Here is a 13,209-nt window from a genome sequence, read left to right as displayed (position 1 = left end):
TCTACGGCAACAATGCGCTCGGCTCCCCCACGTACATAACGACAAGTTCGTCCCGCGCTCGGGTGGCAGCCACGTAAAGCAGCGAACGCTCGCGTCGCAGGATGTCGGCGCGCTCCTCCTCTGGTACCGCATCGATTAGATAGCTTCGCGGCAGCGACTTCTCGCCGACTCCGACGAGCACCGCCTTAGCGAATTCCATACCCTTCGCGCGGTGCATGGTCATCACCACGGGGGTCTTAGGCGGGCCGGTTTTATCCCTGTCGACGAAGGCCACCGTCACGTCTCGGTCACCGAGTGCTCGAGGCAGGCTTTCGGCTTCCTTACGGGTCGGCACCAACAGTCCAATGCTCTCCGGGGCCGTACCGTCGTCGATCCAAGACTGTACGAGGTCGGCAACCTTCTGGTATTGGTCGGTCAGAGATTGCGCTTTGATGATGACGGGTTTGGGCCCGCGCCGAGCTGACCGGTAGCCGGTCGTGCTCTCGGGTTCTTCGTCGAGATCGGAGTACTGCTCGCCGGACAGGACGCCTAGCGCGTAGCGCAGGTTCTCCTGTGTGGTCCGGTAGTTCAGAGTCAGACGCCGGGACCGACCGACGATGTTGATTCCATAGCGGCTCAACGTGATTCGTTGGCCGTAGATGCGCTGGTGGGAATCCTCGGCAAGGAACAGGTCGTCAGGGCCAGCGGCGGCCAGCGCCCGCACCAACAGCAAGCGGCACGGAGTGAGATCCTGGGCCTCATCGACCAACACGTGATCCGCCGGCCGGTCGGCGCCGCCGTCAAGGACCTGCGCCGCGATCGCCGCTTTCTCGTCGAAATCGGTCGAACCTTCGGCCGCCGCACCCGCGCGGTAGGTCTCGATGATGTCCCACACCGAGTTTCGGCGTGTCCGATTGAGTGCCACACCACGGCCAGGCCGACGCACCTTTAGATACTGCTCTCGGGTGACGACGTGATTGGGCAGGACGACCGTCGCATACTCGGCCTCCAGGAAAGAAGCCGAACGCAGCGCGTCCGGTAGCTCACCGACATGCTGCTCGGCCGCGGAGTGCCAGGCTTGCGCCGGCGTCACCTTTAGCACCTCAGCGGTCCGTGGTCCCAGCGCCTCGGCGACCGGGCCGGGTTGTCCGTTGCCGCCGCCGAGTCCCGACGCGGTAGCCAGCACTCGGCGAGCGATGGTGTCGACGCCAGCCACGTAGACCCCGGGGCTGCCGAGGTCGTCCGCCACCACGATGTCGGCGTCGAGGATCCTGAGTTGCTCTGCGAGGCTCTGTGCCAGGGTCTGGTTGAAAGTGGTTAGTACGATCCGCGCTCCGGGGTTGCGGCGCTGCAGTTCTCGCGCGCGGTGCAGGAGCACGACGGTTTTTCCGGTGCCTGCGCCACCGGTCAGTCGGAAGGCACCGTTGGTGCGGTGGGTGGTGTAGTTGCGCTGCTCAGGATGTAGGAAGATGCGCCACGCCGCGAAGTCGGGATTCTCGATTGCCGCGCGCAGGTCGGCGTTGTCTTCGATGAACGCAAACTCCATCCGGGCAGCCGGGTGCTGCATCGCGGCGAGTACGGCGTCGTCGTTGGCGGTGTCCACGGAAACGGGTTCGGACAGTTGGTATTTCGCGCGTACATCGGCGAACGAGTCGCCGGTGTAGAGATCGATGAGTGCTCCGCCCTGCCATGACGCCGGGGCGGATTCGGCGTACTCGAGTACAGTGTCCTCGCCGAGGAGATCGAGCGCGCCCTCCGCGAAGGCGGCGTCGATACCGAGGTCGGTGAGGTCGTCGACGGTGTACTCACGCTGGCGCAGACTGTGTTCGGCGCGCTGAGACTCCATCGGTGAGCTTGGCGGCTCGACGATAGCTGCCGGGGGCGGGCTGAACTCGTCGACAGGGATGAGTTCGGCTACGCCGTTGCGGGGGTTGATGCTGATCTTGGATTTCTGGGCGACCGCGATCGCCTCGTCGTGCGGGTATGTCCCGGCGAAGACGTAGGAGGCGTCCTCCTGGCTGCCCTGCAGCTTGAAAAGGACTGCGCGGAAAGAAAGGTCCACGCGGCCGGTCCGGGCGCGCGGGTCGGCCGAATTGTTGATCGGTTCGATGTGCAGCCCTGGGGCGGTGTCGTCGGTGGCGAGTTTGGCCAGGAAACTGTAGGTAGCCTTCTGCAGGCTGCCGTCGAGTTTCTTGAGCCCGGGGCCGAGGATGATTTGGGGCACTAGGAACCTCCGTCCAGTAGAACCGCGCTCAGGTTGGGTACATCCGCGGCGCACACTGTCCAACCTGAGGAGGTGAGGTGGCGGCGTTCGTCGTCGTCCAGACCGAGATCGACGACGATTCTGCGGGTGGGCCAGGAGATCTCGACCGGTATGCCATCGACCTCCTCGCCGACGTCGGGTGCGGGGAGGGCCGTTTCGGCGAGCTTCCTGATCAGCTCTTGGCCGGCGGCGTCGGCCTGTTCGTAGGCGTCACGCCAAGCTCCCGCAAGTGAACCGGCCTCCAAACCTTCTGCGCGGACGGGCGTTGCCGGTTGCGATACGCCGTGGGCGGCATGGCGGCGGGTCGTGATGACAGGGGGCACCGACCGGAAGTTCAGCAGGTTCGACCAGCGCAGCCATTCTCGCCATCCGTCCCTGCTGTCGCTGTGCAGTGCCGCGTCGTTGTCGTCGATGACGATCGCGGCCTCGGCCGAGAACGGTTGTCCGGTCATACGAACCGCGAAGGCGAAACCACCAAACGCCCACACCGACGTGTTGCCCGACGGGTCCGCGACCGGCCCACCATCGAGCGATTGCACGGCCAGCGTCGTCAGTGGTTCAGTGTCGGTGGTGCGTGTGCCGGTCTGCATGGTGCTCATCAGGCCCATAGCTGGCAGCCAGTTCGCCAGCCGTTGACGGGCGTCACGTTGCGGTTGTTGGATCCACGCGACGAGCAGGTCGATCGCGGTTCTGAACACCAGATCGACCATCCCCCTGGATAGTTGGTCACCCGCGGTGGTCAGCAGTGTGGCCTGCATATCGGTACGCAACGCCGGCGACACGTGAGGTGTGTCGTTGACGTCGTCGTGGGTCACCGCGATGACCTGATAGCCGGCGTCGCGCAAGTTACGTCGTTTCTCCGCGTCGTCAGCGAGACGGTTATGGGCCGGGGAGGCGTGGTAGAGCCAACCGTCGGTGAACACCGCGGTCGGCGAGATCCCGCCCCCGGCGTAGGTGAGGATGAAGTCGGGTTGGCATCCCAGCACGTACTCCTGGGGCCGCAAGGTCCAGCGGTGGGCGGAGCCCAGCGCAATATCCCAGGCCACGCCGCTGTCGGTGGGTTTCTCGGTGATCGCCGCTCCAATCGCCTTCAGCCGTTTGGCGAGCGCGACGCGGAACCGCTTCTCCAGGTTGGATTCCGGGTCGTTGACACCGGGCTCTTCCATGGTGAGCATCCACGGCATCGAATCCGGAACTTCAACGTCCTCGCCGGGTTTGGGTTCACGACCGATGAGCAGGCCGGTGAGATGCCGTTCAGCCACCGAACGTGAGGTGTGGGTGACCTCAGGTGGTGCGGCGAAGGGCAGCAGGCAGCTTTCGCAGGCCAGTCGGCCGTCGTGGCGGCATTCGCAGTCCCGCAGGATTTTCCAGGCGCGGTGCAGCAGGTCCCACACCGTGGCCGGGTCGGTGAAGTCGCTGAGGTAGCCGGTGCCACCGGGAACAACGTCGTGCAGCAGCAAAGCTTGCTCGGTGTTGCCGCTGGGTGCGGGGTCGACGATGGTGATGATCTGCAGGTGGTCGGGATCGCCGCCGATCTGCTCCCGGAGCCCAAGCAAGACGGCGGCCGACAGCGACGGGATGGCGAACGCGTCGCCGAGGGTGATCGATTGCGGTAGGCGTAGCACCAGTCCCTCGGTCGTCAGGCGCCGCGCCAACGCTAAATCCGTGGTGGACTCCTCGTGGGTGGCCCGCCGCGAGCACCAGGGGCGGTGTTCACGGCGGTGGTTGACCCCGCTGGCGATGTCGAGCTTGCCGCACTCCGAGCACACCCGGAACAGGGCGGCGTCAACCTCGTCACCACTGATGAGCCGTTTCGCTCCGCCCCCAACACCCGCGCGGCCCAGGTTGACCCAGCGGATCGTCACGTTGCGCAAGTGCTTGGCGCCGAAACCGTGGGATTGGACGTACCAGTATTTGGTGACGTGGGCGTGGTCGATGTCGGCCAGGGGCTGCACAGTAAACCGCTCGCGCGCGCGTTCGTCGGAGCCATCATCGATGGTGGCTTCTTCGCGGCGGATGATCGCCGACACGCTGGTCAGTTCGGCGACCGGCAGGCGCTGGCTGACGTCGGCGATACCGTGGGAGCCGCACCGTGGGCACTGGGTGGGTGCATCGCCGCCGTCGGCGTCGATTTCCCGAACGTATCCGCACCGCGGGCAGCACACCCACGCGCGGACCTGTTCGCCTTCGGGGCCCAGATCGATCGCGTCGATGGCGATCGCGAATCCGTTGGAGTAGAAGGTGGATCCGGGGGCGAAGTCGCGCAGCGCCTGCGCTGAGCCTCGGGTGAGTTCGAACTCGGAGTGCTCGTACTCCTGGGTTTCGGGGTTCTGCCAGTTCACCGACACCGACAGCGTGACGGAGTCGTCGAGCAAGGTGTAGTTGGGCAGAAGTCCGCACGATTCCAGCGCGCTGATCCAGTATTCCGAGCGCAGGTTGGCCAGTTGCTTGCCGATGAGCCGAACCGACGCCTGCGCGGTACGCAACTCACGTTTGTCGTCGTCGGTGGCCGCCGGTGAGGTGGCCCGTTCCAGCAGGATCGGCAGCGCCTTCTCGGCGGCGGTCTTGCGGTGGGTCAGGGTTTCGATGCGCCGGTTCCACACCTGGCTGGCGACGTGGCAGCGCCAGGCGAACTCGCTGCTGCCGCCGTCGTCGGGGTTGGGTCGTGGGAAGCGGCGCAACCGGGCGACCACGTCGTCGTCCAGCGGCGGCATGCCGGACAGGAATTGGTCGACCAGTTCGTCGCAGCGGGTCTCGGCCTCAGCGATGAGTGCGCCGAGGTAACTCCCGGAGGTTGTGGTGCGCAACGCTTCCGGGGTGTTACGCGGGTGCGGGGCCCCAGGGCGGCGGGCGAGCACGTCGGCGACCGATGCGGTGAATTGGCGGCGAAGGATCTCCTCGGCGTCGAGGTAGGTGGCGGGCGGTCGGACTGCGCCGTTGATGATGCGCCCCGGGTGGTTGAACCGGGGCAGTTGGTCGCCGCGGCCGGTGACGAACGCCAGGGCCAGCGCATTGCCGGTCAACCGCCCTGCCCGGCCAACCCGCTGCAGGTAGGACGCCACCGAACGCGGCAGCGAGGACAGCATGACTGCCGACAGGTCGCCGATGTCGATGCCCATCTCGAGTGTCGGGGTGGCTACGAGCACGTTGGGCGCGTCGGGCGGCGGGTCAACTTGTTTGAATTGCGATTCGTAGAGCAGCCGGGTCTCGGCGGGAAGCAGGCTGGTGTGTTCTCGGGACACCACGCGGCGGATGTCGGTGGCCGCGTACATCTGTCGGTAGAAGTTGTCCTCGACGCGATGACGGCGCATGGTGCCCACACAGCGGGCCACCAGGCATGGCGCGGCGACGAGCTGGGCGATGGTCTCGGGATAGCTGTGCACCGTGTTTCGGCAGGTGTCGCAGATCAGCGCTAACCCGTCGGACCCGATCTCCGAGTTCTCAACCACTCGGGCGACGACCGCGCTGGCCGGCAGGTGAAACGTCTGCCCGCCGGAAGCGGTGACGACCTCGCCGAGGATCTCGCGGGCCCGCAGCCGGGCGAACACCAGCCGCGACAGCACCGTCGCCTCACCGGTCCCGACGCCGAGCACTTTGGCGGTCCAGGACGGGTACCAGCCCCGCGCGGCACTCACCGGCTCCAGGTCGGTGTCGCGCGCCGAACCGCCCAGCACGGGGAATCCCGGCGCGGAGTTGCCCCTCCCGAAGCCAGGCATACCCTGGTCACGGCGCCGACCGCCGGTGACCCACCACCGGTTGCCGTCCTCGCGCCGGAACTTGTCGAACCATTCGTGCTCGACGGCGCCGCGGCTGCGCATCCGTTCCAGCACACCGCGCACCCACGCGGTCAACACCGCGTCGTCGATGTCGTCGAAGCTCAGCTGAACCTCGGCGGCCAGCAGCGCTTCGGCGGCGCAGGCGCGCAGCACCGATGCCGCGACGTCGACGTGCGCGACGGCGCTGCCCGTGGTCTCCAGCGTGCGGCCGACGCCGGAGCGCAGGCCGAATTCGAGCTGGACGTCGAGCAGCAGGCGGCGGCGGACGAGGTTGCGGGTCTTCGCGGACACGGTGCGGGGCTGCCAGAACGCCGAAAACGCTTCGCGCTCTGCAAGTTCGGGAGGAAGTAGCCGGTAGCGGGCACCGGCGTCGTTGCCCGCGAGGTCGATCATCCGGTGAGCCAGCGAGGCGAGGTCGGTCTCGCCGCGGTCGAGTGCCTGCCGGGCCAGGGTGCGCAGGGTCAGCGCGTGGGAGCGCGCCTGCACGAATCCAGCGCGGTGGGCGGCGTCCTGCACGCTGTCGGTGAAGACCAGGGCGCGTTTCTCCGCCGGGTTGAGGTTGGGCGTGCCAAAGAGAGTGGACAGCGACACCGAGAGCATGGTGGCGATCGCCGAGCCGAGGAACCGGATGCCGTCGCGCTGCCGACATGACGGGCAGGTGTCGTTGACCGAATCGTCGCCGGCGGTATCAGAGCTGTGTACGAGCACCGGCAGCGCGGCGCCCTCGGCGAGTTTCTCCTCAGCGGGCATGGTGAAGGTGATGTGCCGTTCGGGCACCATCAGCCAGCCCAGCCGCGACGGCGCGTTGCGCTGCGACTCTTCGTCGGCGGGGTTGTACTTGTCGGCCTCGACCGGGGCGTGGATGAACGCGCGGAAGCGGTCGTCGTTGCGCAGTTTGCGTCGACGGATGGTGCTGTCGTCGGCGTCGAAGTCCCACCCCGTCGGGGCCAGGGTGACCGCCCAGCCCGAGCGGTTGCAGTGCCGGCAGTACAGGGCCGGCAGATAGGCGGCGGAGTGGTCGGTCTCGCCGACGTGGACGCCGTCGTCCTCCCAGATGAAGTGCGGTGAACCGGTCGCGGCTCGGGCGATGCGGGTGAGCTCGCGGATCCACAGATGCACGTCGACCGACAGCGCGCCGCGTCCGTGGCGAGCGCGCACATGGCTGAGGGTGTCGATGAGCGCGGTGGTAACCACGTGGCGGCGGGCGGTGTCGTCTGGGTCGTCGCGGCCGGGGTTGAACAGCCGATGGCTCAGGTCGTCGATTCCGGTTGCCGCCGAGGCATATTCGGCGAGTCGGCCGAACACCGGGTGCGCCTTGACCAGATCCAGCACCAACGCGCCGTCGTCGGTCATGGCCGCCGTCAGTGCGGTGTCGTCGCCCCCGTCGTGCAGCCCCCGCAGCATCGCCAGCGCGCGGACTGCCGGATCGGCTTGCGCAGGCACTGATTCGGCGAGGTCAGCGATGCGGGCCTCGTCCAGTTCGGCGGGCCGCCACCCGCCGGTTTGTAGCCGATCGGCCGCGTCACCTGCCCATTCGGCGACGGTGAACAGTGACTCGGTGATGACGGCGTCGGGGGTGAACATGTCGCCGAAGACGGTCGCGGCGAAATCCAACATGGCCGTCGGATCGCCGCCATCACCGAGCGTGGCCGACGTGGCAACCGGGGTGATACGGCCCAGCGGGCGCTGCCAGTCCTCGTCGGTGACAGCGGGATCGTTTGGCGTCCAATGGCTTTTCAGGGTGAGACCGAGGCGGCGCAGCAGCATCGACACGTCGGTGCCCTGCGCGCCGTCGTAGGTGTGAAACTCGTCGAGCACGAGGTACTGCAGGCTGTGCGCGCTCTGACGCCAGATGTCGGCGTCGGCGGAACGCAGCAGTAGTTGGTCGAGCATCTTGTAGTTAGTGAGCAAGATGTCGGGTGCGAGGTCGCGGATCACGGCGCGGTCGGTGATGAGCCCATCGGCCGTGACCTTGGTGCGCTGTGGGCCTGCCTCCCCGGTGTAGAGGGCGGCGGTCACCCCGGCCAGCGCGGCGTGTTCGGTGAGCAGGCTGGTCAACCGCAGGGCCTGATCGTTGGCCAGAGCATTCATCGGGTAGAGGATGAGCGCCTTCATACCGGTTACGCCTTCGCGTTTGGCGCGTTGGACGTGATCGAGGATCGGGTAGAGGAACGCCTCGGTCTTGCCGGATCCGGTGCCGGTGGTGACCAGGGTGGGCTGCGGGCGCGGCCGGTCAGCAGTCAGTCGGTAGCTGCTCAGACGGGCGAACGCCGCGGCTTGGTGACCATAGGGCGGGAAGCCCCCGTACCACTCGAGATGATCGCGCCAGCCTTCGGCAGCGGGCCGAAACGGTAACCGCACCCGTACGTACGGTCCACGGAACATCCCAGTCTCGGGGTGCTGCAGGAATTCGGCGAGCACGCGGCGCGCATCGGGGTCCGCAAGCGCGAACGTGGTACCCAGGTAGTCGAGGAGGCTGTGGGATATGGCGTCGGCCTGGGCCAGGGGAAGCAGTTCCGCCATAGTCAGCTCGAACCTGTTTTCCCGAGCCGTTGTTCGAATTCGGCGTAGGCGGCGCGCATGTCGGCCTCGCGGTCGAGGAACTGGAACGGTGGCTCGTAGGTGTAGGTGTTGCCGGCCTGGTTGGTGGCGGTGCGTTCGTCGACACTCAGACTGTCGCCTTCGGTGCGCCACAGTTTGAGGACCTCCTGCGGCGCAAGGCGGCCGTTGGCGTCGTACAGGTAGGTGTTCCGGTCATAGCCGTAGAGCACAGGGAACTGAGTGCGGTAGACCGTGCACAACTCATCGGCGGTCAGACCAAGCCCAAGGGCGACCAATGCGTCGATCTCTACGAGGGCTTGGCGACGATCGGCGGCGATGCGTAGCGGAGTGTCACGTGTCCACTCGGGCCCCACGTCACCGAGCGGGCGGCGGCGGGCGTGCTCGAAACCGCCGGCCCAGAAGTCGGATTGCATCGCCGTGTCGAAACATTCGACCCATAGGTCAGCAAAGGCATTAGTGACACAGTTAAGGCGAAGCGCCCGAAGCCTGAGCCATTGCTGCACGAGGGAATGCTCGACATAGGGCAGGCGATTAATGGTGAACAGTGGCACGCTCGACTTGGGTGCAACGCGCACCAGAAGGTCGGCAACCAGAGATGCTAACACCCCGGATACGAGCACCGTAGCTGCAGAATCTTCCGCTGCAGCCGAGTAGACCGATTGCTTGACGTGGGCCGGACCAGGTGGAATGAGTGCCGAAATCAGTGTTCTTTCACCGGTATTCGCTGCCATACTGCGCCACGAGACCCGATAGAAGTTCCGTGCCGAGACGAGATCGCCGTCAAGTTCCCACTTAGTGTAGGCGGCGTCATATCGGGCGCTGTCAGCAGCCGGCCGATATGTCGTCGCAGGTAAGGCGTGCGGATTGAGCCCTTCGAAGTCCGTCGTAGACCAATCGCGATTGCTTTGCATCGTCGAGTTCGGTGTCTTATACAACGGCGTAGCGACATGCATGTGCGGCCCTTGCAATATGACCTCATGCCATGAATCGGGTACACCCCATTGCTTCGTAAATAGGCCTCGTGCGAAATCTTCGGTTTCATTCCAGCCCATTGAGTACCGCAAGTCTAGGATTTTCAACCGTTCGGCATTGCAGAGCTTATTCAATACATGGGCCACCGACTGGTTGACTGAGTACACCATGCGAGTGTGTTCAATCGGCACATCCGGTGGTTCGAGTATGTCCTTCCACACGGAGAGAACCTGTGAATTGACGGACGTGAGCCGATTAGCGTGCGGACGGAAATCCCATTGGCCGTCAGAGTCTTTGAGACCTGGCGCAGGGCCGGAGCCATCGTGGTCGAATGACCGTACGACCGTGTCAGGATGGTAAAGTGATGCTGCCTGCAGAAAAGCAGGCAATCGCGGAATCCCATAAACATGAACGCCATACGAAACGTGGTTAGATATTTCGAACAGCTGCAGTTCATTAATGAACTGCCAGTGTCTGCGCAGACGCCGGTACGTAGTCTTTCGTAAGTGACCAGCCTTCTCGTCGGTGAAGTGTGTCTCAGGATGGATCAGGGATACAATGCCAAGCGAAGACATGTTTCGCCACGTGCATTCCATGAAGCACCGGTACAAATCGGGACGTAAGCCCACAAGACTTGGGTAATTACCAGCATCTGAGGCAAAGGCCCTCATGCCAACTGCCAAAGCGAGTTCGTCGACATAGAAGGGCCGCGCCGCCGGCCTCGCTAAAGTTTGTGCTTTTAGTGGCTTATAACGACTGGTTGCGATTTTGGTCTCCAGCGCCCACGCAACATCGAACTCTGCGAGAGCCGCGCTCTCGTCAAAATCCGGTCGCACCCACGGTGGGTTACCAACCTGTAGGTCGAATCCGCCTAGGGCGAATACCGGTGCAAGGTCGAGCTCCCAGTGAAAGAACCCATACCGGTCAGAGAGTCGCTCACACACCACCAGCCACGGGTGCGCTGCAAGCACCTCTGCGGGATCCTTTGCTTGCGCGAATGCGAGGTCATTGGCTTCTGCGACGTCGAGGTCGTGCCAGTCGTCGATGTCTGTGAGGCTGTGTTGGTCGGCGTCGCGGGCGCGCACCTTGAGTTCGATACCGAGCAGCTGCTGCAACGCATCAATCCACTGCTCGACGCTGGGCGGTCTGGCGAGTTGCCCATCCACAGTCGCGATCTCATCAGTCAACGGCCAGAACCACAACGCGCACCAGGCGTCCATCACGCGGCGGAGCCGACGGTAGGCGCCGCGCCCGTCGGCGAGCGACTCCTCGATCTGCTCGCGAGAGACCTTACCTCCGACAGGTAGGTCGTCGGCGCCCCAGACGTCAATGGGTCGTCGGATCTGAGACTCGGCGATGTGAAGGCGCCGCAGCGCCAGTTGCCAAACCCGGTCGGTGCGCCGCGCCAGCGCAGCAAGTGTGCCGATCTGTGTCTTGTTGAGCTTCGGCCGCAGCGCTTTCCGCCAATCCTGGACCCGTTCTAGCGCTTCCGGTGCGAGTTCCTTGGCTTCCTTCGCGTCGGCGGTGCTGCCCCAGCCGTCGGTAGGCAGCAGAAAGTGGTGCACACCGCCAGCGAGGTCGTCGCCGAGCGTAGAGAGCGGCTTGTCGACAGGAGTGGCTTGCAGCCAACCCTTTTCACGTAGCGAGGCAGCCGTGATCACGGCGCGTCGCGCTCCGACCAGCGAGTTACCGCGGCGCAGGTGCAGGCCGAACCACGGCGCTGAAAGGCCCTCGCCCATGGTCGCAAGCCACAGCGAGATCTCCGCAAACTCGACCGCTGTGGCATTGAGATCCACCCCGTAGACCTGATGCAGCGCGATATAGGCCTTGACCCGCTGCAGCTCGGTGGGATAGCGGTCGGGGTCGATGCGCTCACCGAGTTCGTCCTGGCGCCGTGACAGATACTCTTCGGCGAGTTGGCGCACCGCTTCGACGGCGAACGCTCCTGAACCCAAAGCGGGTTCGCACACCGTCAACTCGAGGATGTCACGGGCCGAGGTGCGCTGGCCGTCCTGGTCAAGCAGCTCGGCCAGAGCCTGGCCGACGACGAAGCGGGTCAGTACCTCCGGCGAGTAGTACGACGCCGACTGCTGGCGTTCCCGGCCGGCCAGCCGGTAGACGAAGGTGCCGCGTCGGTGTACGACGGGTTTGTTCTCTTTGGTGTCCTCGTCGAGGGTGCGCACGAAGTCGGTCTCGGAGATCCCTTCGATGCGGGTGGCCGGCACCACCCAGGATCCCTTGGACGCGTCACCGTTCTTGGCGACCTCGTAGAGGTCTTCGGTGGCGAAGAAGCCGGTGTAGCTCATCAAGCCCTCGTACACCGCGCCGAGCTGGTTGATGCCCAACTGCGCGTAGGAGATGAAGCCGCGGTCGCGGCTTCTGACCTCCTTGCTTAGCAGCAGGTGGCGGAACACCTGCTGCAGAGCGGCGTTTCCGAGCTTGGTCTCGTCGATGAGCGCGGTCGCCTCCGGTTTGAAGAGGTCGGCGCGCAAGGAACGGAATGTCAGGCCTTCGGCGGCGGCCGGATCGTCACCGCTGCCGTCGTGGCCGCGGTCCACCAACCCGAACAGCACATGCAGCGACTCGTAGAGGTGGGTGCCGCTGCGCCCGCGCGGGGTCACCAGCTCGGTGAGGGTCAGTTCGCGTAACCGGTCGAGGCTGTACCCGCGTTCGTAGGCGGGGTCGCCGACGGGCAGCACGCCGAGCTCGGGGGCGGCTTCGGCATAGAGGAGGAACAGGATTCGGTACAGGAACCGCAGCGACTGGCGCGCCAGTGGCTGGGCTTGCTCGGGCGGCAGCGCTGCCAGGTTCTGTTCCGCGCGGCGGGTCACCACCTCGTTGGCGATGATCTCGATGGACAGCCGCACACCCTCGCGCAGGTCCTCCGAGACGCCCACGGTGTGTTTGATCGACTCGTCGATCACCGTCGACCACCACAGGTTGCCTTCGGCGTCGGGGGCCAGCGAGTCAGCGGCCAGGCAGCTCAGCGCGTGGTCGATCTCACCGCCGCGTTTGTCGTCGTTGCGTTCGCCGATCAACTGCAGGTTGACCGCCAGATAGCGGCCTTCGAGCCACCGTTCCCGTTCGGTGATCAGCGCCAGTTCGCCGGCCAGTACCAGCGCGAACTGCGGTCCGTCGTCGGCGACGAAGAGATGGGAGAGCAGTCGCGCGGCCGAGACGATCTCCTCGTCGTCGGTGTGGAACGTGCGCAGCAGCGTCTTTTCGTCCTTGGCCAGCAGATCTTCGAGCGCCAAGGCGCCTCGGGCTTCGATGATGACCAGTGGCGCGGGGCCGGCGAGTCCGCGGGTGCGCACCGCGATCGCGGGGCCGGGTTCGTCGTCGCGGCCGCCGATACGGTGGGTCTCCCAGCGGACCGCGTTGTCGAATCCCAGAATCTTGCGCAGTCGGCCGTACAGCGGATCGAGGACATCAACTTCGGCGTTCTCAGCCAAGCCGATGAACGCGCGGCCGAGGTCGCCCCGGGCCTCGGTGTAGCGCGACCGCGGAGTGGGATGGCCCTGCTCACGTTCGGCGTCCCAGCCCTTACGGCGTTCAATCACCTTGGCTTGGAACGACTGGGAGCGTGCGTCGGTGGTGAAGTAGTGCTCGCTGAGGAAATCCTCGCCGAGGATCAGTGCGTCGGAAGTCGCCATCGTG

The 13,209-nt window shown here is 65.4% G+C and carries 3 protein-coding genes; all 3 read right to left on the bottom strand.

What is annotated here, in order from left to right:
- Position 1: 1 nt before the first annotated feature.
- Genes G6N50_RS04725 through G6N50_RS04715 form a run of 3 tightly spaced genes read right to left on the bottom strand, consistent with a single transcriptional unit; the run spans position 2 to position 13,205 of the window.
- A complete protein-coding gene (locus G6N50_RS04725; RefSeq protein ID WP_083094005.1) occupies positions 2-2,203 on the bottom strand; it encodes a 3'-5' exonuclease in 2,202 nt (733 codons plus the stop codon).
- Positions 2,203-8,541 (bottom strand): DEAD/DEAH box helicase, encoded by a 6,339-nt coding sequence (locus tag G6N50_RS04720; protein ID WP_083094006.1) that lies wholly within the window; start codon positions 8,539-8,541, stop codon positions 2,203-2,205. The genes G6N50_RS04725 and G6N50_RS04720 overlap by 1 nt, the downstream gene beginning before the upstream one ends.
- A gap of 2 nt (positions 8,542-8,543) precedes the next feature.
- A complete protein-coding gene (locus G6N50_RS04715) occupies positions 8,544-13,205 on the bottom strand; it encodes a DNA methyltransferase (RefSeq protein WP_083094007.1) in 4,662 nt (1,553 codons plus the stop codon).
- Positions 13,206-13,209: the final 4 nt, after the last annotated feature.

Source organism: Mycobacterium mantenii, from assembly GCF_010731775.1.
Classification (GTDB): domain Bacteria; phylum Actinomycetota; class Actinomycetes; order Mycobacteriales; family Mycobacteriaceae; genus Mycobacterium; species Mycobacterium mantenii.
The sequence above is the reverse complement of the archived record's forward strand: the minus strand, read 5'-3'. Positions and strand labels throughout refer to the sequence as shown.